Source organism: Clostridium sp., assembly GCF_029267215.1.
Lineage (GTDB): Bacteria > Bacillota > Clostridia > Clostridiales > Clostridiaceae > Sarcina.
The window spans coordinates 30262-54260 of record NZ_JARIDH010000040.1 but is presented as its reverse complement, the minus strand read 5'-3'; the positions used below and the strand labels follow the sequence as shown (position 1 = coordinate 54260).

24 protein-coding genes and 1 tRNA gene are annotated in these 23999 nt (G+C 28.6%); 3 read left to right on the top strand and 22 right to left on the bottom strand.

Annotated elements, in window-relative coordinates:
* Positions 1-241: 241 nt before the first annotated feature.
* The 18 genes from Q1K13_RS06850 to rsmH form a co-directional block, all read right to left on the bottom strand.
* On the bottom strand, positions 242-1369 hold the full coding sequence (locus tag Q1K13_RS06850; RefSeq protein ID WP_300348757.1) for a THUMP domain-containing class I SAM-dependent RNA methyltransferase: 1128 nt from the start codon (positions 1367-1369) through the stop codon (positions 242-244).
* Between the two features lie 13 nt (positions 1370-1382).
* Positions 1383-1925: a bifunctional pyr operon transcriptional regulator/uracil phosphoribosyltransferase PyrR gene (gene pyrR / locus Q1K13_RS06845; RefSeq protein WP_300348755.1), complete on the bottom strand. Its 543-nt coding sequence runs from the start codon at positions 1923-1925 to the stop codon at positions 1383-1385.
* Between the two features lie 3 nt (positions 1926-1928).
* Positions 1929-2849 carry an RluA family pseudouridine synthase gene (locus Q1K13_RS06840; RefSeq protein ID WP_300348754.1) on the bottom strand — a complete coding sequence of 307 codons (921 nt, stop codon included), beginning with the start codon at positions 2847-2849 and terminating at the stop codon, positions 1929-1931.
* Positions 2850-2985: 136 nt separating this feature from the next.
* Complete coding sequence (locus tag Q1K13_RS06835) at positions 2986-3600, bottom strand: DivIVA domain-containing protein (protein WP_300348752.1); 615 nt, start codon at positions 3598-3600, stop codon at positions 2986-2988.
* A gap of 12 nt (positions 3601-3612) precedes the next feature.
* Positions 3613-4374: a YlmH family RNA-binding protein gene (locus Q1K13_RS06830; RefSeq protein ID WP_300348751.1), complete on the bottom strand. Its 762-nt coding sequence runs from the start codon at positions 4372-4374 to the stop codon at positions 3613-3615.
* A gap of 1 nt (position 4375) precedes the next feature.
* The gene (locus tag Q1K13_RS06825; RefSeq protein ID WP_300348749.1) at positions 4376-4825 is read right to left on the bottom strand and encodes a cell division protein SepF; all 450 of its coding nucleotides are present in this window, start codon (positions 4823-4825) and stop codon (positions 4376-4378) included.
* Positions 4826-4844: 19 nt separating this feature from the next.
* Entirely contained in the window at positions 4845-5504 is a 660-nt protein-coding gene (locus tag Q1K13_RS06820; protein WP_300348747.1) for a YggS family pyridoxal phosphate-dependent enzyme, read from the bottom strand.
* Positions 5505-5606: 102 nt separating this feature from the next.
* Complete coding sequence (locus Q1K13_RS06815) at positions 5607-6338, bottom strand: DUF881 domain-containing protein (protein WP_300348745.1); 732 nt, start codon at positions 6336-6338, stop codon at positions 5607-5609.
* 12 nt (positions 6339-6350) lie between these two features.
* Positions 6351-6689 (bottom strand): small basic family protein, encoded by a 339-nt coding sequence (locus Q1K13_RS06810; RefSeq protein ID WP_300348743.1) that lies wholly within the window; start codon positions 6687-6689, stop codon positions 6351-6353.
* A 13-nt stretch (positions 6690-6702) separates the two neighbouring features.
* Complete coding sequence (locus Q1K13_RS06805; RefSeq protein WP_300348740.1) at positions 6703-7419, bottom strand: DUF881 domain-containing protein; 717 nt, start codon at positions 7417-7419, stop codon at positions 6703-6705.
* A 13-nt stretch (positions 7420-7432) separates the two neighbouring features.
* Positions 7433-8191 (bottom strand): cell division protein FtsQ/DivIB, encoded by a 759-nt coding sequence (locus tag Q1K13_RS06800; protein ID WP_300348738.1) that lies wholly within the window; start codon positions 8189-8191, stop codon positions 7433-7435.
* A gap of 170 nt (positions 8192-8361) precedes the next feature.
* Positions 8362-9489 (bottom strand): stage V sporulation protein E, encoded by a 1128-nt coding sequence (gene spoVE, locus Q1K13_RS06795; protein WP_300348736.1) that lies wholly within the window; start codon positions 9487-9489, stop codon positions 8362-8364.
* 25 nt (positions 9490-9514) lie between these two features.
* On the bottom strand, positions 9515-10486 hold the full coding sequence (mraY, locus tag Q1K13_RS06790) for a phospho-N-acetylmuramoyl-pentapeptide-transferase (protein ID WP_300348734.1): 972 nt from the start codon (positions 10484-10486) through the stop codon (positions 9515-9517).
* A 49-nt stretch (positions 10487-10535) separates the two neighbouring features.
* Positions 10536-11897 (bottom strand): UDP-N-acetylmuramoyl-tripeptide--D-alanyl-D-alanine ligase, encoded by a 1362-nt coding sequence (locus Q1K13_RS06785; RefSeq protein WP_300348732.1) that lies wholly within the window; start codon positions 11895-11897, stop codon positions 10536-10538.
* A 12-nt stretch (positions 11898-11909) separates the two neighbouring features.
* On the bottom strand, positions 11910-13364 hold the full coding sequence (locus Q1K13_RS06780) for a UDP-N-acetylmuramoyl-L-alanyl-D-glutamate--2,6-diaminopimelate ligase (RefSeq protein WP_300348729.1): 1455 nt from the start codon (positions 13362-13364) through the stop codon (positions 11910-11912).
* Positions 13365-13459: 95 nt separating this feature from the next.
* Positions 13460-15709, bottom strand: coding sequence for a stage V sporulation protein D (locus Q1K13_RS06775; protein ID WP_300348726.1), 2250 nt, complete (start codon positions 15707-15709; stop codon positions 13460-13462).
* 98 nt (positions 15710-15807) lie between these two features.
* Positions 15808-16215, bottom strand: a complete 408-nt coding sequence (locus Q1K13_RS06770; protein ID WP_300348723.1) for a septum formation initiator family protein — start codon at positions 16213-16215, stop codon at positions 15808-15810.
* 92 nt (positions 16216-16307) lie between these two features.
* A complete protein-coding gene (gene rsmH / locus Q1K13_RS06765; RefSeq protein ID WP_300348721.1) occupies positions 16308-17240 on the bottom strand; it encodes a 16S rRNA (cytosine(1402)-N(4))-methyltransferase RsmH in 933 nt (310 codons plus the stop codon).
* A gap of 351 nt (positions 17241-17591) precedes the next feature.
* Between rsmH and Q1K13_RS06760 the strand changes: the two genes are divergently transcribed.
* A tRNA-Sec gene (locus Q1K13_RS06760) sits at positions 17592-17688 on the top strand.
* Positions 17689-17868: 180 nt separating this feature from the next.
* Here the strand turns inward: Q1K13_RS06760 and ychF are convergent.
* On the bottom strand, positions 17869-18966 hold the full coding sequence (gene ychF, locus Q1K13_RS06755) for a redox-regulated ATPase YchF (RefSeq protein ID WP_300348720.1): 1098 nt from the start codon (positions 18964-18966) through the stop codon (positions 17869-17871).
* Between the two features lie 160 nt (positions 18967-19126).
* Here ychF and pdaA point away from each other — a divergent pair, with 160 nt between their 5' ends.
* Positions 19127-19930 (top strand): delta-lactam-biosynthetic de-N-acetylase, encoded by an 804-nt coding sequence (gene pdaA, locus Q1K13_RS06750; protein WP_300348718.1) that lies wholly within the window; start codon positions 19127-19129, stop codon positions 19928-19930.
* A 316-nt stretch (positions 19931-20246) separates the two neighbouring features.
* On the top strand, positions 20247-21089 hold the full coding sequence (locus Q1K13_RS06745) for an MBL fold metallo-hydrolase (RefSeq protein ID WP_300348717.1): 843 nt from the start codon (positions 20247-20249) through the stop codon (positions 21087-21089).
* Between the two features lie 83 nt (positions 21090-21172).
* Here Q1K13_RS06745 and Q1K13_RS06740 read toward each other — a convergent pair whose 3' ends face one another.
* The 3 genes from Q1K13_RS06740 to Q1K13_RS06730 all read right to left on the bottom strand — a co-directional run bounded on the left by Q1K13_RS06740 (position 21173) and on the right by Q1K13_RS06730 (position 23983).
* The gene (locus Q1K13_RS06740) at positions 21173-21808 is read right to left on the bottom strand and encodes a cyclodeaminase/cyclohydrolase family protein (RefSeq protein WP_300348716.1); all 636 of its coding nucleotides are present in this window, start codon (positions 21806-21808) and stop codon (positions 21173-21175) included.
* Between the two features lie 181 nt (positions 21809-21989).
* On the bottom strand, positions 21990-23276 hold the full coding sequence (locus tag Q1K13_RS06735; RefSeq protein ID WP_300348715.1) for a glycosyltransferase: 1287 nt from the start codon (positions 23274-23276) through the stop codon (positions 21990-21992).
* Entirely contained in the window at positions 23273-23983 is a 711-nt protein-coding gene (locus Q1K13_RS06730) for a WecB/TagA/CpsF family glycosyltransferase (RefSeq protein ID WP_300348713.1), read from the bottom strand. The genes Q1K13_RS06735 and Q1K13_RS06730 overlap by 4 nt, the downstream gene beginning before the upstream one ends.
* Between the last annotated feature and the right edge of the window lie 16 nt (positions 23984-23999).

Below are 23999 nucleotides of genomic sequence, written 5' to 3'. Positions count from 1 at the left end.
GAGTTTCATTGAATATGGAAGAATAATAGCGTTAAGAAGCGAAGTTGTTTGACCAACGGGAGTTTCTTCGCTTTAGCTATTATTCTGGAATATTCAATAGAAACTCTCTGCGCAATTAAGTAGGTCTGAAGGGCTATCTAAAATCAACACTTTATTAAACAGAACCTATTTTTTTAATTATAAAAGTCCTATAAACAGATTATGAGTCTATTTATAGGACTTAATATATACTTTATAAAACTTATTTTTTAAGGTTATTATCTAGGTATTGATAGTAGTAGCATAAAAGTCTACCATTATAAAGCTTTCTATTTTTAGTAGCTTTTCTACCAAACTCTTTTTGGAAATCTGGACAAGCAGTTAAGATATTAAAATCCCAAGTATCTAACTTTTCTTTTACTTCTCCAAAATGTTTATTAAGTTTAGAAACTACATCTTTTTCCCCTATTCTTTCACCATATGGAGGGTTTGAAATCATATATCCATATTTCTTTTTAGTTGAGAAATCAAAGAAATTTCTTTTTTCTAAAGTTATACAGTCAGTTAATCCTGCTTTTCTTACGTTATTTTTAGCTGTACTTAATACCCATCCATCTATGTCATAACCAGTTATATCTAAAGGAATTTTCTTTATTGATTTTTCTGCTCCCTCTCTAACTTGGTCCCATATTTCCTTATCTATTGAAGGCCATGTTTCAGAAACAAATTTTCTATGTAAGCCTGGTGCTATATTTCTAGCTATCATAGCCCCCTCTATTAATATAGTTGCTGAACCACAACATGGGTCTATTAAAGGAGTTTCTCCTCTCCACTTAGATAATAAAACCATGGCTGCTGCTAATGTTTCCTTAAGAGGAGCTTTACCAGAATTCTCTCTATACCCTCTTTTATGAAGCCCTTCTCCTGATGTATCTATTGTTAAAGTAACAACATCTTTTAATATTCCAACTTCTATTTTATAAACTGGACCATCCTCTGTAAACCACTCTTTTCCATAGCTTCTACTCATACTCTTAACTACAGCCTTTTTAACTATTGACTGACAGTCTGGTACACTATGAAGTGTTGATTTAACAGACTTTCCTATAACATGCATTTTACCATCCACAGGTATATATTGACTCCAATCAATCTCAACAGTATTATTAAATAATTCTTCAAAACTTTCAGCCTTAAATTCAGCTACCTTTATTAAAACTCTATCAGCAGTTCTAAGCCAAAGATTTGAAATAGCAATATCCATTTCATCTCCTTCAAAGTGAACTCTTCCATTTTCAGTTTTTAAGTCTTCATATCCTAATGCTTTTAATTCCTTTGCAACAATAGATTCTAAACCAAATGTTGCAGTGGCTATTAAATTATAATCCATAAAACTTTACTCCTTAGTTTTCATTTTCGTATATTTCAACAGAATCATTTCCATCTATTTCTTTAATCTGAACCTTTATTATCTCATCCTTTGATGTAGGAATATTCTTTCCAACATAATCAGCTCTTATTGGTAGTTCTTTATGCCCTCTATCAACTAAAACTGCCAATTGTATGAATTCTGGTCTTCCTTGATCCATAATAGCATCAATTGCCGCTCTCACTGTTCTACAAGTATATAAAACATCATCAACTATTATAACTTTTTTTCCTTTTACATCAACATCAATTTTAGGATCATTTAAGTTTGGCGTATCACTAACATTAGTTAAATCATCTCTATATAATGTTATGTCAACACTAGCAACTGGAACCTTAACTCCCTCAAATTTCTCTATTAACTTTGAAATTCTCTCTGCTAATGGGTATCCTCTTCTTTTTATTCCAACAAGAACAATATTTTCTACCCCTTTATTTTTCTCTATTATTTCATGAGAAACTCTTGTAAGTGCTCTTCTTATTGAATTTTCATCTAATAAACTTGCCTTAAGATGCATATTTTATAAACCTCCTAATTTATTTAAAATCTCTTCAAAATCCTCTGGTAACTCTGAGTCAAATTCAACATATTTCCCTGTTGTAGGATGAATAAATCCTAATGTTTTGGCATGAAGAACTTGCCCATTTTGACTTAATTTCTTTTGTTTTTTTAATCCATAAACAGTATCTCCAAGTAAAGGATGTCCTATAAAAGCCATATGTACTCTTATCTGATGAGTTCTTCCTGTTTCTAAAGTACATTTAACAAGTGAACATGAATTAAACACCTTAAGAACCTCATAATGAGTTACTGCTCTCTTTCCTTCTTTAACAACAGCATACTTAAGTCTATCTCTATGGTGTCTTCCTAAAGGCGCATCTATTGTACCACCTTCTTTACTGAATCTTCCCTCAACAACGGCATAATATTCTCTTTTTATGCTGTGATCTTTAAATTGCTCCGCTAATTTTTGATGTGCATTATCATTTTTAGCAACAACTAAGATTCCTGAAGTATCCTTATCTATTCTATGTACTATTCCTGGTCTTATAACCCCGTTAATACCTGATAAATCATCACAATGATGAAGAAGAGCATTAACTAATGTTCCAGTATAATTACCAGGAGCTGGGTGAACAACCATTCCTTTTGGTTTATTAACCACAATAACATCTTCATCTTCATAAATTATATTTAACGGGATATCCTCAGCCTCAACTTTTAATTCCTCAGGCTCTGGAATTTCAACCTGAACCTCATCATAAGCTGAAAGCTTATATTTCCCCTTCTGTGCTTTTCCATTTATTAAAATCTTACCTTCATCAAAAAGGCCTTGAATAAAGTTTCTTGAAACTCCATCTATTTTAAGAGCTAAAAATTTATCTGCTCTTATTCCTTTTTCTTCTTCAGTTACTTTTATCACTTCTTTATTTAAACTCATAGTTTCATTTGCTCCATTCTAAAGTAAATATTTAAAGCTATATCTTAAATATTATATAATAACATATTAAATTTCAACAATTAATTATAAGAAAAAGAAAAATCTCACCTTTATAAAGTGAGATTTTTTAAATGAATTACTCCTCAGCAAAGAAGCTCTTTATTTCATTTACATCATCAAAATGTGTTTCTTCTTCGTATATTTCCTTAAGCTCAGTTTTATCTTCTTCATCATTGAATTCAACCTTTATTCCTTGTTGTTCAACCTCTTCTTCTGGCTTACTTATATTAAAATTCTTTACGAAATCCTTCTCTAAATCATCAAAAGTATCTATTTGGAAGTTCATAAAACTTCTAAACTTAGCTCTAAATTTTATAAACTCTTGTTTTACACTATCATACTCATCATTTATTTGTATAACATCATTATGAGCTTTATCTAAAATTCTTTGAGCTGTATCATTGGCACTCTTAATTATTACATCTGCTTCTTTTTGCGCATTAGCTTTTGCTTGCTCAGCTGTGTTTTGAGCTAGAAGTAATGTATTTTGAATTGTATTTTCAATTTTTGTATAATGTTCTATTTTATCGTTAGAATTTTCTAATTTCTCTTTTAATGAAGTGTTTTCTTTAAAAAGAGTTTCATATTCTTCGACTATTTGGTCTAAGAACTCATCTACTTCCTCTGGACAATAACCTCTTAAAACCCTTTTGAACTCCTTATTGTTAATATCCATTGGGGTCAATTTCATATAATCACACTCCTATGTATACTTAAATACTGTCAATTTTAATCTACCACTTTTAGTTGTCCCAAAAATATTACTTATTTTAAATTTTCCTAAGCCTCTTATTGTAAGTCTTGATTTTTCACAAATTTCTTTGCTTTTATCTTTTGTTACTCTATAATCTAGAAGAACACTTCCAGAGGTTATAATGTCTAAAGACTTGCTTCTTGACATGTTTCCTAAAGCTGCAACTATGCAGTCTAATCTTTTTGAAGTTACTATAATATTTTTTTCTTCGTAACTTGGCTTTGGTATATCCTCTAAATTATATATCAATTCACACTTACAATTTAAATTTTTAATTTTATTTAGGTTAATAAATAAAAAGTCTATTATGCTATGATGAACTGCAACATAACATCCATCCTCTTTTAATATTAAATCACCTATCTTATTTCTATTTATGCCAAGTGCCATAATAGATCCTAAATAATCCTTGTGCTCTAATTTAGAAAACTTAGTATTGCACTGAATTTTAAGAAGGCTTATTGGATACTCATCATATTCTTCCTTATTAAAAGCTATGACTCTTCTCTCTCCTTCTTTAAAAACTCCAAAACTTTCTACAGTAACACCCAAAAAATTTATTTCTTCTAAAGTGCTCCATACATCAGGAGTATAAAATTCATCAGTAAATATTGTTATATTCCTTGTTCTTGCTAAATTAAATCTTTCATAAAGTTTTAATGCTTCATATTCTTCTAAATTTAATAAATTTAAAAACTCTTTTTTATCCATATTATTTTGAAGCCCAGTTAAACATTCCTTTATTGCTTAATTCATTTTTTAATTCATTTGTTACTTCAACATTTGATGGTGATACTATAAATACACCCTTTTCAACCTCTTGAAGTTCTCCACATAAAGCGTAACAAGCTCCACCAACGAAGTCTATTAATCTTTGAGCTGTTCTAAGCTCTAATGAAGTTGTGTTTATAACAACAATCTTTCTATTTTTTAATGCAGTACATATTTCAGTAGCATCATCATATACTAAAGGTTTAGTTATCATTAATTTTGCAGTGTTTGCAGTATGGATATTTACAACCTTACCACTTTTTTTAGAAGATAATACTGGAGCAAAATCTTCTTCTTCCATTACCTCTTCTTCTTCCATCATTACTTCTTCTTCATCTTCAAACTCATCAAATCCTAAAAAACTCTTTACTTTACTAACCATTTTAGACATAGTTAAACCCTCCTAATATTTATTTATATATTCTTTCACCAAATATGCCTTGGCCTACTCTAACCATATTGCTACCTTCTTCAATAGCTATTTCAAAATCATTAGACATACCCATTGAAAGTATATCCATCTTTATATTTTTAAAGCTTCTTTTTTTAAGCTCACAAAATAGATTGTGGGCCTTTTTAAAATAAGCTCTATTTTCATCCTCTGTTCCTTTTGGAATTATAGTCATAATACCTAAAACATTTATATTATTACAATCTTCTATAGCCTCTATAAGTTCCTCTAACTCTTCTTCCAAGATACCATATTTTTGTTCTTCTCTTCCTATGTTAACTTGAATTAAGGTTTCAGCAATTTTATTATGTTTACCATAAACCTTCTCTATTTCTTTTAATAATTTAATACTATCTAAGGATTGTATAAGATGGACTTTATCAACTATATATTTTACCTTATTAGTCTGAAGATGCCCAATTAAATGCCATTTTACATCCTTATGAAACTCATCAAACTTCCTTAGTATTTCTTGAACCTTGTTTTCGCCAAATTTTCTTATGCCAAAATCATAGGCTTCTTCCATCTCTTCAATAGTCTTTGTTTTAGATACAGCAATAAGTTGAACATTATCTGGAATCTTTTCTGTTACTCTTAGTAAGTTTTCTTTAATTTCCACTTTTACTGTCTCCTTTACCATATAATTATATATTACATTATATTATTCTCTATAGGAATAGAAAATCCTCTTTTTTGTACAAAAATTTTACAAAACTTTTTATTATTTCTCATTAGGAGTCATATATTTAGGTTTCATATCACTTATATATGCCGGCATTATAATATCGTCACTTTTTGTTATCTCTACCTTAATTCCTCTATTCATAAGAGTTTTTATATAACTACCATCTCTCATTATTTGATTTTCTATTTTATCAGGATCTCCAATTACATTAACATAAAAAGGAGCTGGTATTTTAACTCCATTCATTCTTAAGAACTGTCCACCACAATATATCTCTGTATTATATATAATTCTTTGATTGTTTATTGATATGGCCTCTGCTCCTGCTACTTTTAATTCATTTATAACCTTAATCATATCATCATCATGGATAGTTCTTAAAAGTCTCATTAAATTATCAATCACTTCTCCATCAAAGGATTCTCCACCATCTTCTAAGACAATTTTAAGCCCTGGACCTTGAACTTCTGTCATACCTGTAATCATTAAATTTTTCTTAAGTTCATCTGTCATATCCTTAGAGACCTTATCTGTAGTTTCATCACTTCTAGTATAATTATTTATTTTTTTTTGTAACTCTCTATTATTTTCTTTCAATTTAGATATTTCATTATAAAGATTATTTCTCTTATTGTAAGCATCCTGATATTCCTTAGCATTTAATATCTTAGGAGTTTCATTTCCATCCAAACTTATATTCATAGATATTAATATACCAACTATAACAGAAGCTATAAATATAAAAATAGTAAATTCCCTATTTTTCAAAGCCCCACCTCTTTATTTCTCTTTGCTCTTTTCTAGTAAAATCCTTCTTATTGCAGCAAAGTTATTAAATATCCTACTACCAAAAACAATAACAGCAGCAAAATATAGTGGTATTCCTAATTTATCACCAAGATAAGCTAATAAGGCTGCTAAAGCCGCATTCCCAAAAAATCCTGATATAAAAACATCAGCTTGAAATTCATTCTTTAAACTAGCTTTTATAGCACCAAAAACAGAATCTAAACAAGCAACTATCGCTATAGATAAATATGGTGAAAATTTATCTGGTATTGTTCCTGGGAATATAACTCCAACAATTATACCAACCAATAATCCAATAAATACTATCATTTAATCACCTTCCCTAATCAACCTTTTTCAGATATTCTGATGATAAGTTTTGAGTAGTCTTAGGTATTATAACATTATCTTTCTTTTCATATTTATAATCATAATTTCCACCTAATACTCCATAATCCATTTCTCCTGGGAAATCAATCCCTTTTATTAAATTATCTTGATTTCCAATAACCTTTATTGTTAAATTTTCTCTTGGAGAAATTCTTTCATTATTTCCTATCCATATAAAATTACTAGCATTTTTTATTCCTGTTTGAGGAGTTATTCTTATATCATTAACTGATATAGCCTCAGCCCCTGAAAATCTCAATAAATTTAACATATGAATTATTTCATTTTCAGTTATATATTGTGGATCCTTTGAAGTAAGCAAAGGTGATTTTGGCGTTATTGACAAAATTATGCCAGGTCCTTTTACTTCCTCTGTTCCAAGTATCATTCTACTCTTATCTAATTGGGTTTTAATCTGAGTGTTTACATCCCCCTTAGATGCTGCAGCATCCTCCATCTCTTTAAGTCTTTTATTTAAAGAATCATTATTTTTTTGAAGTTCTTCTTTTTCTTTTTTAAGTCCATCTATCTCAGCCATTATGTCATTTTGATTATAACTTTCTATTATGTTTTTCTCTTTATTATTTATAATCTTAAATTGATAAGTTAATAAAAAGCCTAACATAGCACAAACTATCCCTATAATAATTTGTGAAGACAACTTTTTCAAAAAGCACTCCTCCTTATTTCTTATCCTGACTTTCATTATATATTACAGGATTACCATTAAAACTTATGTTTATATATCCTTTTTCAAAATTTCCTACAGGATTTTTTAATATATTAACCATCTCAACTAATTTTTTATCTAAATTTTCATCATCACCAAGAAGTATTTTAACATCTCCTTTGTTTATAACAATATTATTAATATCAGTAATATCAACTGAATTAACCTTTATCTTATTTTTATTTAAAGCTTCACCTATTTGCTTTAAAACTTTACCTCTTTCGCTATCCTTACTCATAGCTTCTCCTAAAAATCTATTTTCAATCTTAAGACCATTTAAAAGTGGTAAATTTAAACCCTCAACTGTTTTTTTCTTTTCCATAATAACTAAATTTTCATTTAAAACATAAAAATCAGTTCCATCCTTAACAACAAAAGTTGCATCTCTTTCTAAAACATTAATATCTAATTCATTTGGAAGTTTCCTTGATATTTTTACATTTTTAATATATGGATTACTTAATATTTTTCTCTTTAAAGCAGATGTATTAAATAAAAATATATTCTGATCTAGTATTGAATTTTCTTCTATTATCTTATCTTTAGTTATAATATTATTGTTATTTACAACAACCTTTTTTATGTTAAAATAAGGTGTTTTTATTAGAATCAAACCTAATACTACAACAAGTATTATACTAAGTAAAATAACCTTTTTTCTTGTCTTCTTTTTTTTCTTTTTTGATATGTATTCACTTATATTTTTTTCCATATTACTCCCCAACACTTTATTTTACATTTCAATATCCATAATATCATTTTACTAAAGTTTTTTCATTATTTTTTTAAGAAAATCTTACTAAACCTACTTAAATTTATTAACACTTCAAAGTATTTAATATTATTTTAATAGAGAAAAAAATAAAGGCGTATTAAACGCCTTTAATCATCTTTTTTATTTCCTTGCCTTGATATATTTAGAAGTATTCCCATAGCCATAAGGTTAAATACCAAAGCTGTTCCCCCATAACTTATAAATGGAAGAGGAACCCCAGTAACTGGCATTGATCCAGTTACAACTGCAATATTTATTATAGCTTGTATTCCTATTATTGAAGTTATACCAACTGCTAATAATGTTCCATATTCATCCTTAGCCTTCATTGCTATCTTAATTCCTCTATAAACAAATATAATAAATAATATTATTATAACAGTACAACCTATTAAACCTAGCTCTTCACCTATTATTGAGAATATAAAGTCATTATGTGGTTCTGGCATATACAAAGTCTTTTGTCTTGATTGACCTATACCAAGTCCAGTGATTCCACCAGCACCTAAGGCATAAAAAGATTGTATAAGCTGATATCCATTTCCAGCTGGATCTTGCCAAGGATTTATAAAATTCATAAGTCTTGCCCTTCTATATGGTTCAAAAAATGCAAATCCTGAACCTGCTAATAGCATAAGCGGAGTTATTACTCCAAACATATATTTTTTTCTGGCTCCTGCAACAAAAACCATTATAAAAGTAACAAATATAGTTACAGAGGCTATACTAAGGTTTTTCTGAGCTAGTATAAGCCCTGCAAATATTCCTCCAATCATAAAACAAGGAACTATTCCTTTCCAAAAGTCCTTAATCTTTTCACCTTTATTTGTAATCATATGAGCTAATATTATAACCACTGCATATTTTGCAAGCTCTGATGGTTGGAAAGACAATGGTCCAAGTCTTATCCATCTCTGAGCTCCTTTTACTGCTGGGAATAGCTTAACTGCAACTAATAATATAGGTGTGAATACTATTAATATTCCTGTTAATTTCTTTAATTTATGATAATCACACCTTGATATTAACATCATAGATATGAATCCCAAAACAGCAAATAAAGCTTGTTTTTTTAAAAATTCCATACTATCACCATAGTTAACCATGGCAAAATATGAACTTGCACTATAAACCATAACTACTCCAATAGCCAGTAATATAACTATTGTATATAAAAGACCATAGTCTAATTGTTTAATTTTTCTCTTTTTAGTAGTAGTCTTTTTACTCTGCATTTTAAAACCTCCTGCTTAGGATTTTCTAAAGTGAAGCAAAGGCAATGAAACAAAATACTACTGTTATTATAGAAAATATTGAAACTATTTTAGTTTCACTCCATCCTAATTGTTCAAAATGATGGTGTATAGGTGCCATTTTAAAAATTCTTTTTCCTGTAAGCTTAAATGAAGCAACCTGTAATATAACAGAAACTGTCTCTGTTAAATAAATTATTCCTATAAACACTAGTATTAATGGCATTTTTAATATTAAAGCCACCATTGCTACAGCTCCTCCCAATGCAAGAGAACCTGTATCTCCCATGAACACTCTGGCTGGGAATGCATTAAATCTTAAGAATGCAAGTAATCCCCCTGCTAAAGCAACACAGAATATTGCTAAACTCATATGTCCTAAATTATAACTAAGTATTGCTAAGAATGTCATTACTAATACTGTAATTGATGTTGCTAAACCATCTAATCCATCTGTTAAGTTAACTGCATTTGTTACCCCTGCAAAATAGAATAATACAAATGGTATATAAAATATTCCTAAATCAAATTGAAAATCTGCAAATGGTATATTTATACTTGTTCCTATATATTTATAAGCATACCAAGTTAAAAATCCTGCTACTATTAAAAGTAGAATCATCTTTTGACCTGATGTTAAACCCTCATTTTTCTTTTTTATTATCTTTAGTAAATCATCTAAAAATCCTACAAATCCAAACCCTACAAAGGCATATAAAGCTATCATAGCCTCATCTGTTGGATTTTTAACCATAATAAACATTGTTATAATAGTTGCAAAAATAAATATTAATCCACCTATTGTTGGTGTTCCTGATTTTTTTAAGTGACTTTTTGGTCCATCTTCTCTAATATTTTGTCCAAATTTAAGCTTATGTAACATAGGAATTATAATAGGACCTAATATTGATGCTATTATAAAACTTATTACTATTGCCATTATTATTTTAGGGTCTATTGCCGTCTTTAAAAATTCCATAAAATTTTGCTACCTATAAAACTAAGTAGCTTCACCTCCTTAGTTTCAATTACTTCTCTAATAATGCCTTAGTTATTTCTTCGAACTTTAAACTTCTTGAAGCTTTTACTAATATGATGTCCCCTTCTTCAATCATATTTAATAAGTCATTAATTAAGGATTCCTTATTTTTATATACAGTACATCCTTCTCCATATCCCTTTTTAATATACTCTGAAAAATCTCCAAAGCAAAGAACTTTATCTATTCCATTTTCCTTTGCACATTTACCAACTTCCTCATGAGCTTCTTCAGACTTATGTCCTAGTTCTCTCATTGTCCCTAAAACAGCTATTCTTCTTTTTCCATCTAAGTTTTTCATAACATCAATAGCAGACATAACAGCTACTGGACTTGAATTATAGCAATCATTTAAGATTGAAAATCCTTCTTTTTTTATAAGCTCTAATCTCATTGATGTTGCATCTATATTGTTTAATCCTTTTTTCATCTCTTCATAAGAAACTCCTAATTCTTTTGCAACGGCAACTCCTAACATAAGATTACTTATATTATGTTTTCCTGGCATATCTAAAGAAAACTCAATTTCATTTTCTCCATCATATATTTTAAAAGTAGATGAAAGTTCTTGTAGCTCTATATCTTTAGCACCTATTTCAAAGTCTTCACAAACCCCAGTTTTTACTATTTTATATTCAGCCTTTGGTAATGCACCCAGAAAATCATCATTTCCACAAACTACAAGAGTATTGTTTTTATCAAAGAAAGTAGCAATTTCCATTTTTGCTTTTAATATATTTTCTCTAGTCTTTAATATTTCTATATGAGAAATTCCTATATTAGTTATAATACCTAAATCAGGTGATGCAATTTCTGCAAGTTCCTTAATTTGTCCAAGACCTCTCATACCCATTTCTAAGATTGCAACATCATATGTGCTATCTAACTCCAAAATCATAAGAGGTAACCCTATTTCATTATTGAAATTTCCTTTAGTTTTAAAAACTTTATATTTATCACTTAAAACAGCAGCAACTAAATCCTTAGTTGAAGTTTTTCCTGCAGATCCAGTTATTCCAACAACCTTTAATCCAAGCTTTTTTCTATAAAACTTAGCTAAATCCATTAAGGCTCTTCCTGTGTCAGAAACTTTTATTAAAGAAACATCTTCTCTTAATTTTTCTAAATCACATTTAACTTCACTAACTATTGCAATTTTAGCTCCTTTATTGAAAGCATCTAAAACATAATCATTTCCATTGAAATTTTCTCCTTTTAATGCAATAAACAAAGTTCCCTCATCTATTTTTCTTGTATCAGTTGATACTCCTTTTATCTCTTTTACATCAGACTCTTTTAGTAAAGTTCCTGTAGTAGCTTTTACAATTTCTTGTAAATTTAATTCTAGCATCTCTTAACACCTCTACTTATTTTCTAAAATATCATATACTACTTCTCTTTCATCAAAGTGTATTGTTTCATCTTTTAGTATTTGATATGTTTCATGACCTTTTCCTGCTATAACAATGACATCTCCTTCTTCAGCCATTTCAATAGCCTTTCTTATAGCATCTTTTCTATTAACCTCAACCTGAAAGTTATCATAGTTAAGTGATTTTATTATGTCATTTATTATATCCATAGGTTCCTCACTTCTTGGATTATCAGAAGTTATAATTGCAACATCTGATAACTTACATCCTATTTCACCCATTTGAGGACGCTTAACCTTATCTCTATCCCCTCCACATCCAAAAACAGAAATCATTCTATTTTTAGTAAAGGCTTTAACTGTACTTAAAATATTTTCTAAGCCGTCAGGTGTATGTGCATAATCTATTATTATGCTGTAAGGTAAATTCTTTTCTTTAGCCACAAGCTCACATCTACCAGGTATTAATATATCACTTAGTCCTTCTTTAATTTTTTTAACTGGAATTCCTAAGTTATATGCACATATTATGCATCCTAATGAATTATATATATTGTATTCTCCTGGAATATTTATAGAAAATTCTTCAATATTCTTTAAACTCACCTTAAATTCTGAACCATTTGAGTGACTTTTAATCTCAAAAGCTTTAAAATCTGATTCTTTTTCAACTGAGAAAGTAAAAGTTTTAGTGTCTACCTTTCTTTTCTCAATATCTTTAACTATATTAACACCATATTCATCATCTAAGTTTATTATGCTGTGATTACTTCTTTCAAAAAGCTTAAACTTAGCATTATAATAATTTTCAAAAGTTTTATGAAAATCTAGATGATCTCTAGTTAAATTAGTAAATATACCTTCCTCGAATCTAACTCCATAAACTCTATCTAAATCTAATGAGTGAGATGAAACTTCCATAACACAAAATTCAACTCCCTCATCAACCATATTCTTAAATAATTCATGAAGTTCATATGATTCTGGTGTAGTTCTTACTGCATCAACCTTTTTATTTCCTATATAGTTTGCTATAGTACCTATTAATCCTGTTTTATGACCTGCTTTTTCTAAAATTGACTTAATCATAAATGCAGAAGTAGTTTTTCCATTAGTACCTGTTATACCTATTATCTTAAGCTTATCTTTAGGATTTCCAAAATAATTTGAAGACATTAAAGCTAACGCTTTTCTTGTATCTTGAACTTTTATTATTGTTACATCTTCTAAACAATTAACATGATCTTGTACTATTATTACACTAGCACCTCTTTTTATGGCATCTCCTATAAAAGAATGTCCATCAACCTTAAATCCTTTTACACAAACAAAGATATCACCTTTATCTACTTTTCTATTGTCATATCTTATATTTTTTATTTCTAACTCTTTATTACCCTTTATAAGTTCATAATCTAATCCTTCTAATAAACTTTTAAGAATCATTTTTTTCACTCCTTAAATACTATGCACTAAACAAGCGTTAAATTCACAAAATACTAGCATGTGAATTTACTCACATGCTAGTGATTTAAATCTTTTTATTTCTTAGCTAAATTAAAATATATTGTAGCACCACTTTTAACAACATCCCCTTGAGAAATACTTTGCTTTACAACATTTCCTTCTCCTGAGAAACTTCCTTTCAATCCAATCTTTTTAAGAAGTTCCTTAGATTCTTCCATTGATAATCCATTAAAATCTGGTACTATAACATCTTTATTATAGTTTGAAGTAGATTTAGTGTAAAGTTTAATTTCACTACCACTTTTTATTGAATATCCTGGATTTGGATTCATGCCTACTACTGAACTTCCATCACCATCTATAGAATATTTTATGTTATTTTGCTCTAAAACCTCTTTTGCTTTATCAAGGCTCATTCCTCTAACTTCCGGAATAACAACTTCTGATTGTTTATCTTTATCTATATTTGAATTATCTAATTCAATATAATTAAATATATCACTAAATAAATCATGAGCTAATGGTGCAGCCACCAATCCTCCAAAATATGAACCTTGAGGATTATCAACAACTATAAGCATAGAAATTTGTGGATTATCATATGGTGCAAATCCTGCAAATGATGCCACATATCCACCACCATATCCTCCTGTTGCTTTAACCTTTTCTGCAGTTCCTGTTTTACCGGCTATTCCGTATCCTTTTATATAAGCTCTCTTTGGAGAACCATAATGTACAGTTCTTTCTAAGGCTTCTGATACTCTTTTCGCTGTTTTTTGACTTATTACATCATAAACTTTTTTAGGCTCAAAAGTTTCATCTATAACTCTTGTTCCATCACTAGTTTCATGACTTATATTTTTCATAACATGTGGTTGTATCCATGTTCCACCATTAGCTATAGTATTCATAGCAGCCATCATTTGCATAGAACTTGCACTATCCGTTTGTCCAAAAGATATAGTAGCAAGTTCAACCGGTCCTATTTTATCATTTGGAAGTATTATACCTTTAGTTTCTCCAGGTAAATCAACTCCTGTTTTTTCTCCAAAACCAAATTTGTTTATATACTCATTTAATTTCTCTTTTCCAAGCTTTCCACCAATATCCATGAATCCAACATTGCAAGAATTTTCTAATATTTGGTCGAAGTTCTCTATTCCATGACCTCCAGGTTTCCAACATTTTATATATCTATCTGCCACATGTTTTCCACCAGGACAAAAATATGTTTCATCTTTACCAGCAATCCCCTCTTGAACAGCTGCTGAGGCTGTAACCATTTTAAATATAGATCCAGGTTCAAAAGTATCTGCAACCGAATGATTTTTCCACATATTTTCTAACTTTTCAACCTTTGTCTTTCCGGGAAATTTTTCATATCCCTCATAAGGGTTATTAGGATTATAATCTGGTTTATCTGCCATGGCAAGAATCTCTCCATTTTGAGGATTCATAACAACTATACTAATTCCTTTTGCTTTATATTCCTTTATACCTTTTTCTGCAACTTTTTCTGCAAAATATTGAATAGTTTCATCAATTGTCAAAGTTACATCTTTTCCTTCAACAGGATTTGCAAATTCAGAACTTGAATATGGAATTGCCCCACTATTTTTACCTGCAATTTCTGCTATCCTCATACCTGGTAATCCTGAAAGTTGAGAATTATATTCAAGTTCTACTCCCGCTTGTCCCTTTCCATCTGAATCAACTCTTCCTAAAACCTGAGCTAAAAAATTATTATCTGGATAATATCTCTTAGTATCTTGAGAAACTATTACTCCTCTTATTTTTAAAGCTTTAACCTTATCAGCCTGAGCTTTCTCTATCTTTCTAGTTAGTGTAGCTGAATTAGCTGGCGTTCCTGATGGAAGTTTTAGATTTAATTTATCATAAACATCTTCTTTTTGCATATTTAAAGCATATGCTAATTTTTCTGCTAATTCATTTAATTTTTCTTTTTTATCATCCTCTGTAAAATCTTTCTTAATATAAGTTTCTCTTATTGTCTTAAGATCTAAGTCTACTCTATAAACATTAGCACTTACAGCTAACTGTGCTCCATTCCTATCTAAGATATCTCCTCTTTTTGCACTTATTTTAACTTCATTTTTCCATTGTTCTTCAGCCATTGAACCATATTCTTTATGCTTAAAAATCATTATATATGATAATCTTAAAACAAGAATTATTAATAATGACCAAACAACAATCATAGTTAGAAATATTCTTTTATCTTTTAAATTTTTAGTTAGTTTATAATCACCTGAATCAAATTTAAGGTTAAAGTTAAATCTTTTGTTCTTCTTATTTTTCTTCACCATCAGCCCTCCATATTAAGTTGAATAAAAATTATGGATGCACCTTTAAAATAAACATAAAAGTGCATCCTAATTTATATCTTGTTACTAGTAGCTAGCTAGTTTCCCCCTAACTTAATCATATCGTCCTTAGTTGGCAATATCATTTTCAATTTATTCTTAGCAGTTTCTTCTATTTTATCTAAAGAACCAGCTTTTAAAATTTCAACCTTTAAAGCTTCATTTTCTGTTATAACAGTATTTATTTGCTTATTTATAGAATCTAATTGTTGCTGAGTTTTATATACCTTAATATCTCTAGTTATAGTTATTCCCCCCACTACTAATATTAAAAGCACCACTTGTATTACGTTTTTCTTTAGATTCTTTTCTCTTTGTTTTCTTTTTCTTTGTTGTTCGATTTTTTTTATTTTTCTATCATAGTTTTTTCTACTTGGCGTAGTTTGCTTTTTTCTTTGTGGTTTAAGTGCAGAACTTCCATTGTAATCAAACTCTTTTACTATCATTTCCAATCCCTCTCCAAAATTTTATTTATATTCCCCTTACTCTAAAAACTCTACTTACTGTTATACAAATTATAGCCTTTATTAAAACCTTATTATAATTTCTCTATTATTCTTAATTTAGCACTTCTACTTCTTGGATTAAATTCTAATTCTTCTTTACTAGCTTCTATTGGTTTTCTAGTTATAAGCTTAACTTCTGCTTTCTTGTTACATACACACACTGGAAATTCGCTAGGACATGTGCATGGATTTGCTAATTCTTTAAATGTATTTTTTACAATTCTATCTTCTAAAGAGTGGAAAGTTATTATTGCCATTCTTCCACCTTTATTAAGTTTCTTAACACCATCTAATATTGTTCTTTTTATAATTTCAAGTTCTTTGTTAACTTCTATTCTTATAGCCTGAAATGTTCTCTTAGCAGGATGTGGTCCTTCTCTTCTTGCTTTTGCTGGAATAGCCGCCTTTATTATTTCAACCAACTCCAATGTAGTTTCAATATTTTTTTCTTCTCTGTTTCTAACTATAAAACTTGCAATTCTTTTAGCAAATTTTTCTTCACCGTACTCTTTTATTATTCTAAATAACTCATCTTCTGAATATGTGTTTACAACTTCATATGCTGAGAAACTATTTTCTCTATTCATTCTCATATCTAAAGGAGCATCTTGCATATAACTAAATCCTCTTTCTCCATTATCTAACTGATAAGAAGAAACTCCTAAATCCATAAGAATACCATCTACACCATCTATTCCTAAATCTGTAAAAACGTCATATATGGCATAGAAATTACTATGTACATATGTTACGTTATTGTACTCTTTTAATCTTTCTCCTGCTGCCTTTAAAGCATCTTTATCTTGATCAAATCCTATTAATCTTCCATCTTCTGAAAGCTTCTTAACTATCTCACTTGAATGACCTGCACCACCTAAGGTACAATCCACATATATACCATCTTCTTTAATTGCTAAGGCATCTATGCATTCATCAAGCAAAACCGAAACATGTTTAAATTCCATATAAATACTCCTTATTTTTTCAATTAATTATCATCATTTGTTTAATCTCATCATATTATATATCAGTAATATAACTAAACTTATCTTTTTAAATTTCAACAATAAATATTCTTTCGAAAAATTATTAATTATTGGACAAAAATATGTAAACTTACATACTTTCAATAAGTTACACTAAAAATTTGGTCTAGTACAACCATTTTCTCATTCTATAATATATTATTATACATTATTCTATAGAAAATTTAAATTTCCTTTTTAAAAAAATTTAATATATTTAGTAATTAACAATGTACTTTTCCAAAAAATTTGACATTTTCTCATTTTTAGTGTAAAATTTAAAAATAATACGGGAGTAGATAGGGGCTGGTGTCTCTACAGGTCTTCAACACCTAGTTATGGTGCTAATACCATCATGGGTGGGTTCGATTCCCACATACTCCCGCCATACATACAAAAAGCTATTTGAAGTAACGCTTCAAATAGTTTTTTTTGTCTAAATATACTGTTATAATTTGATGATAAAAACTTTTATCTAACATTTTCTAAAAACAAAAAACTGTATTAAATTACTTAATATTATAAAACTTATAAATAATATTAAGTATTCAATACAGTTATAACTTAATTACACGTTAAATCTGAAGTTAACTATGTCTCCATCTTTCATTACGTACTCTTTACCTTCTAATCTGTAAACACCTTTTTCTTTAGCAACAGCTTCTGATCCACACTCTACTAAATCATCGTATGAAACAACCTCAGCTCTTATAAATCCTCTTTCTATATCTGAGTGGATTTTACCAGCAGCTTGTGGTGCTTTTGTTCCTTGTTTTATAGTCCAAGCTCTAACTTCCTGTACACCGGCAGTTAAATAACTCATTAAACCTAATAATTTGTAACTTGCTTCTATAAGTTTATCTAGACCAGCCTCATCTAATCCATACTCAGCTAACATTTCAGCTTTTTCTTCATCATCTAATCCTGATAATTCTTCTTCAAGTTTTGCACAAACAACCATTATTCCTGAATTTTCAGCCTCAGCATATGCTCTAACCTTTTGAACATATTCGTTGTCTAGGTTTCCTTCCATCATATCATCTTCTGATATGTTACAAGCATATAAAACTGGTTTTGAAGTTATTAAGAATAAAGTCTTAATGAAAGCTTCTTCATCTTCAGTAGTTTCTAATGTTCTAGCTGGTTTATTATCTTCTAAGTGTGCTTTTAATTTTTCCATTACTTCATATTCAAACTTAGCAGTTTTATCACCAGATCTTACTAACTTCATAGTTTTTTCCATTCTTCTTTCAAGAACATCTAAATCTGCGAAGATAAGCTCTAGGTTTATAGTTTCTATATCTCTTATTGGATCTACTGAACCTTCTACGTGAACAACATTTTCATTATCGAAGCATCTTACAACGTGAACTATGGCAGCAACTTCTCTTATATGTGATAAGAATTTATTTCCTAATCCTTCTCCCTTACTAGCTCCTTTAACTAATCCTGCTATATCATAAAATTCTATTGCAGTATATACTTTCCTTTTTGTATTATATATTTTTTCTAAAACATCTAATCTCTTATCTGGTACACTTACAACACCAACATTTGGTTCTATTGTACAGAAAGGATAGTTTGCTGATTCAGCACCTGCCTTTGTTATGGCATTGAATAATGTACTTTTACCTACGTTTGGTAATCCAACCATTCCTAATTTCATTATGTACACCTTCCCTTTCTCTATTATTTAAATTCATACTTAATGATTATACTCTAGCTTAATATATATTTCAACAACTGTATTATCTTTCCTAATTATCCATATAAAAATACAAATTAATCATATTTCTTAACACATACTAATTTTGAGGTGATATTTTATGATAAAAAAATTACTATCATTAACTTTTTCTTTAATGATATTTTTATCTTTTCCACTTACAACAAAAGTATTAGGAAAAGAAACTAATAATCCATGCAATAAAGAATATGGATGGTATTATTCATACAATAAGGACGAAGGAATTCCACATGCTCCAAAAGAAACTTCTTATATACATAAACATAAAGTTCTTTACTGTGGAGATACTTCAAAAAAAGAAATATTTTTAACCTTTGATGAAGGATATGAAAATGGAAATACAGCTAAAATACTTGATATTTTAAAAGATAATAATGTTCCTGCTGCTTTTTTTGTAACTAAGCCATATGTTAAAGATTATCCAGACCTTATTAAAAGAATGGATGAAGAAGGTCATTTAGTTTGCAATCATAGTTCTCACCACCCTTCTATGGCAAAAATACTTGATAAAGAAAAGTTTAAAAAAGAATTTACAGAGGTTGAAGAAGAATATACAAAAATAACTGGCAAAGAAATGCCTAAATTTTTTAGACCTCCTATGGGTAAGTATAGTGAACAATCAATAATTTCAACTGAAGAACTTGGATATACCACAGTATTTTGGAGTTTTGCATACAGAGATTGGTTAATTGATGAGCAGCCTGCAAAGGAAGTTGCAAAGAAAAAGATTATGGATAAACTCCATAATGGAGAAATAGCACTTCTTCATGCTGTTTCAGACACAAATACAGCTATTTTAGATGAACTTATAAAAGAATTAAAAAAAGATGGATATGAGTTTAAATCTTTAAACGATATAACTCCAATTTCATCTAATAATTAATCTATATTATATAAAAGTTGATTTATATATTTATTAATTTAATTTTTTATGCCTTAAACTCTTAAATAATTTAAAAACTTTAAAACACCATATTCTCTAAATATAAACCTTATGAAAACAACTTAAATATTATATAATTATATATAATATTGTAAAAATACTTGAATAATTTTGCAACTGAATAAAATAAAAAAACATTTATGCAAACTCCTTGTTATAATTGAGTTCTCACACAGCAAATAAAACAAGGAGTTATACATAAATATTTCAGAATACAATTATATCAAACGAATTATCAATAAAAGGGGAGAAGATTATGAGATTTAATATTATTGGTAGTGGTGGGTGTGTTTCTCTACCTAAACCTTTATGTATGTGTAAAATTTGTAAGGAAGCTAGAATCAAAGGACATCCTTTTGCAAGGTTTGGATGTAGCCTATATTTAGAAGATGCAAACCTACTTGTGGATACACCAGAAAACATAGTAGAAGCTCTTAATTATTCAAATGTAGAAAAAATAGATAATGTATTATTTAGCCATGTTGATCCAGACCATACTCTTGGAATGAGAGTTTTTGAACAACTTAGATTAAATTGGCTTGAAATATCTAAAGGAAATGAATGTTCTAAACCAATAAATGTATTTGCTATAGAACAGGTTATGAATAGCATAAATTCCATAGGTTTTGAATATGGTTCTTTTTTAGATTACTACGAAAATGTTAGAAATTTAATCAAAAGAAAAGTTGTAAATAGTCATATAATAATAAATAATATTAAAGTAAGTCTTGTACAAGCTAGTAAAGCTACTGTTTTTGTATTTGAAAATAATAAGAAAAAGGTCTTATATGCTCCTTGTGACGTGAAACCTTTTCCTGAAAATGAAATATTTAAAAACGCTGATTATCTAATAATAGGAAATACAATTGTTGGTGAAAAATTAAAAGATGGTTTCATATTAGAAAATAATAATCCACTTAGAAACGAACTGTTTACAATGGCTGAAATAGAAGAACTAAAAGAAAAATACACAATTAAAAATGTTATCATTACTCATTTGGAAGAAGATTGGGGTAAATCCTTTAATGATTACTTAGAACTTGAAAATAGTTATGATGGAATAAAATTCGCATATGATGGTATGATAATCGAAGTATAATTTATAAAAACCACCTTAATAAAAGGTGGTTTTCATTATTTTCTTTTATTATTATATATTCTTTAAAAGAACTTCAAAAATTATTATTCTTGTAAGAAGTTGCTTTCTCTTAAGATATCCTCTTTTAATCTATTGCTCTCTCTTCTTATATTAGAAATTTCTTCTTTCACTTTTTTGGCAAGTTCTTCATCTTTTAAGAAAGCTAAATTCACTTCAACATTAACTAAGGATGCTTCTATACAAGAATTAATCATTATTGCACTTATAACTCCATCTGAAAGTAAGTTTTTATTTCCATACTTAATTGCAAACTTAATATTTTCAAAAAACTTAACTGCTTTTCTACTTAATTCTAAAGGAACCATCATAGCCCCTATAGTACATTCTTTTATTTTTTCACTTCTTACTTTCTTTTCTTCCTCATTTTCCTTAGGAAGCTTATAAGAATCCATCAATGAAGTAAAAGCCTCTTCATCTCTATTCATGAAATCCATCATTTCATCATAAGTTTTCTTTGCTTCCTCAAAATTTTTATTCATTAATTCCTTATGTTCTTCATCTAATATTTCATAGCTTTTTTTACCTACAGTCAAACTATAAACCATTGAGGTTAAGGCACACCCCACTGCTCCAACTAGCCCAGCTGCAGCACCACCACCTGGTGCTGGTGAATTTGAGCCTAAGTCTTCTATAAAATCTTTTATCTTTTCATTTTTCATACTAGCCCTCCTAATATCATATTGCTTATTTTATTTATAAACTTTACCAAAATAAAATATTTATATCAAATAAACTTTTAAAGAAATAAATAACTTATGTCTATATAACTCTTTTTATCATCTCTCTATTTTATTTCTCAATATATCTTTATACAAAGACTTAATTTAAGTTAATGAATAATTAAAACTTCAAAATACTATTAAGCCTATTACATATATTTTTCCACTCATACTCTTTTTCTTCATAGAAACATTTATTTTCTCTAATTAAAACTTCTAATTTTTTAAATGAATCAATAATTTCATCTTTATTATTATTTACAACAATACATTTTTCTGAATCACAAACCTTTGATTTAAGAGGATCTTCCTCATCTCCTAGTATTGAAATAATAGGGTTCTTAGTTCCAAAATAATCATATATTTTAGCTGGTATTTGTTTTGATTTCCTATTTCCCCAAATAAGAAGTCCATCACTATGTATCATATATTTAAGTGCAGTTTTATAATCAACTCTAGGATTAAAGCTAACACTTGAAAATCTATTTAACTTTTCTTGTAATTCTTTATTGTCTATATTTCCAAAGAAAAGTATGTTAAATCTATTTAAAAACTCGTATTCTTCTCTTTGAAGCTTCTCTAAAGCTTCAAAAAAAGGATTTAAATCTCTAAGCTTAGAAAAAATTTCTCCTGTATAAACTAAATTTATTTTTTTCTTATTTAATAACTCTGGGATTTTTTCCTTTTCTATTTCATTATATAAATTTCCATCATACCCTCTAGTTATTATAAAACATTTTTCTTTTAAAATACCGTATTCCTTAATAAAATCCTCTCTGTTTTCCTCTGTAACAAATATGTGTCTATCTCCATTAGAAACAACTTCTTTTTCCTTTCTTTTTTCTACCCACTTCCTTAAAGCTCCAGTTTTCTCCCTACTTAAATCCTTAGTCCAAGGATCACTCCAATAAAGAACCCAAGGAATTTCTTTAAAAGCTTTCTTTATTCTAAATGCACAAAGATGACTTGATGGAGGTTCATGCATAGAAAATATAACATCAAACTTTTCTCTCTTAGTAAGATTTATCCCATATCTTGAAGCTTTAAAACTCCACTTATAATACATATCTGGAAATATAAATTTCTTCTTAAAAGCTCTAAGAATTTCTAGTTTCTTCTTATAATATTTTTTATCTTTAAAAGGAACTTCCTCACTGATTTTAGAAAGTTTCTTTGGCATTATCTTATTAAATATTTTCCCTCCACTAATTTTATGAATACGAACTTTTTTATCTAATAAAGCTAAGATTTCTTCATCATAATAAATAGAGTTTTTAGGAAAATCAACAGTTAAAAGATGTACTTCATTATTATCTTTATTACATAAATTATTCAAATACATTAAAGTCTCTATTGATGCAGAATTATTTATTAAAGGCGAATAACAAGCAATAAAAAGTATCTTCATATTTTTCTCACCTTATCTCTTGAGGAAATATATAAAAACTTAAAAATAACCAAAAGTTTTTTAATTCTCCATGGTTCCTTGAAAAATCTATAAAGCCACTCCATTCCCATATTAATCATAAAATTAGGAGCTCTTTTTATATTTCCTGATATAACGTCAAAGCTTCCTCCAACTCCCATTAAAATTTTACAGCACAATTTATCTTTATAAGTTTCAATAAAAAATTCCTGTCTTGGAGAGCCCATTGCCACAAAAATTATATCTGCCTTAGAATAATTAATTTTATTTATTATATTTTCACAGTTTTTAATATCAAAAAAACCGTCATTTATTCCAGCTATATTAATTCCTCTAAATTTTTTTTCAATATTTTTCTTGCACTTAAAAAGACTTTCATATTTAGCCCCAAGCAAATAAACCTTTAACCCACTTTTTTCTGCATATTCTAAAAGCATATCCATAACTTCTATTCCTGCAATTTTTTCTTTAATACTTACTCCACTTGCAAGCAAACTTCCAACCCCATCTGGAATTATTAATGCATCTTCTTCTAAAAAACTTTTTCTAAGTTTTTCATCAATTAATCCATTATATAAAACTTCAGGATTCCCTGATATTATATTAACTCTATCCTTACTTAAAATTTCTTTTAATAGTTCTTCTTTTGTTCCAATAAAAAGCATATAGCCTAGTAAATCTCTGTACATTTTATCACCATAAAAC

Excerpts from the sequence above, each read along its gene's own strand:
- Q1K13_RS06850 (WP_300348757.1), bottom strand. The coding sequence starts at position 1,369 with ATGGATTATAATTTAATAGCCACTGCAACATTTGGTTTAGAATCTATT.
- pyrR (WP_300348755.1), bottom strand. The coding sequence starts at position 1,925 with ATGCATCTTAAGGCAAGTTTATTAGATGAAAATTCAATAAGAAGAGCA.
- Q1K13_RS06840 (WP_300348754.1), bottom strand. The coding sequence starts at position 2,849 with ATGAGTTTAAATAAAGAAGTGATAAAAGTAACTGAAGAAGAAAAAGGA.
- Q1K13_RS06835 (WP_300348752.1), bottom strand. The coding sequence starts at position 3,600 with ATGAAATTGACCCCAATGGATATTAACAATAAGGAGTTCAAAAGGGTT.
- Q1K13_RS06830 (WP_300348751.1), bottom strand. The coding sequence starts at position 4,374 with ATGGATAAAAAAGAGTTTTTAAATTTATTAAATTTAGAAGAATATGAA.
- Q1K13_RS06825 (WP_300348749.1), bottom strand. The coding sequence starts at position 4,825 with ATGTCTAAAATGGTTAGTAAAGTAAAGAGTTTTTTAGGATTTGATGAG.
- Q1K13_RS06810 (WP_300348743.1), bottom strand. The coding sequence starts at position 6,689 with ATGATAGTATTTATTGGATTATTGGTTGGTATAATTGTTGGAGTTATA.
- Q1K13_RS06800 (WP_300348738.1), bottom strand. The coding sequence starts at position 8,191 with ATGGAAAAAAATATAAGTGAATACATATCAAAAAAGAAAAAAAAGAAG.
- spoVE (WP_300348736.1), bottom strand. The coding sequence starts at position 9,489 with ATGCAGAGTAAAAAGACTACTACTAAAAAGAGAAAAATTAAACAATTA.
- mraY (WP_300348734.1), bottom strand. The coding sequence starts at position 10,486 with ATGGAATTTTTAAAGACGGCAATAGACCCTAAAATAATAATGGCAATA.
- Q1K13_RS06785 (WP_300348732.1), bottom strand. The coding sequence starts at position 11,897 with ATGCTAGAATTAAATTTACAAGAAATTGTAAAAGCTACTACAGGAACT.
- Q1K13_RS06780 (WP_300348729.1), bottom strand. The coding sequence starts at position 13,364 with ATGATTCTTAAAAGTTTATTAGAAGGATTAGATTATGAACTTATAAAG.
- Q1K13_RS06770 (WP_300348723.1), bottom strand. The coding sequence starts at position 16,215 with ATGATAGTAAAAGAGTTTGATTACAATGGAAGTTCTGCACTTAAACCA.
- rsmH (WP_300348721.1), bottom strand. The coding sequence starts at position 17,240 with ATGGAATTTAAACATGTTTCGGTTTTGCTTGATGAATGCATAGATGCC.
- ychF (WP_300348720.1), bottom strand. The coding sequence starts at position 18,966 with ATGAAATTAGGAATGGTTGGATTACCAAACGTAGGTAAAAGTACATTA.
- pdaA (WP_300348718.1), top strand. The coding sequence starts at position 19,127 with ATGATAAAAAAATTACTATCATTAACTTTTTCTTTAATGATATTTTTA.
- Q1K13_RS06745 (WP_300348717.1), top strand. The coding sequence starts at position 20,247 with ATGAGATTTAATATTATTGGTAGTGGTGGGTGTGTTTCTCTACCTAAA.
- Q1K13_RS06740 (WP_300348716.1), bottom strand. The coding sequence starts at position 21,808 with ATGAAAAATGAAAAGATAAAAGATTTTATAGAAGACTTAGGCTCAAAT.
- Q1K13_RS06735 (WP_300348715.1), bottom strand. The coding sequence starts at position 23,276 with ATGAAGATACTTTTTATTGCTTGTTATTCGCCTTTAATAAATAATTCT.
- Q1K13_RS06730 (WP_300348713.1), bottom strand. The coding sequence starts at position 23,983 with ATGTACAGAGATTTACTAGGCTATATGCTTTTTATTGGAACAAAAGAA.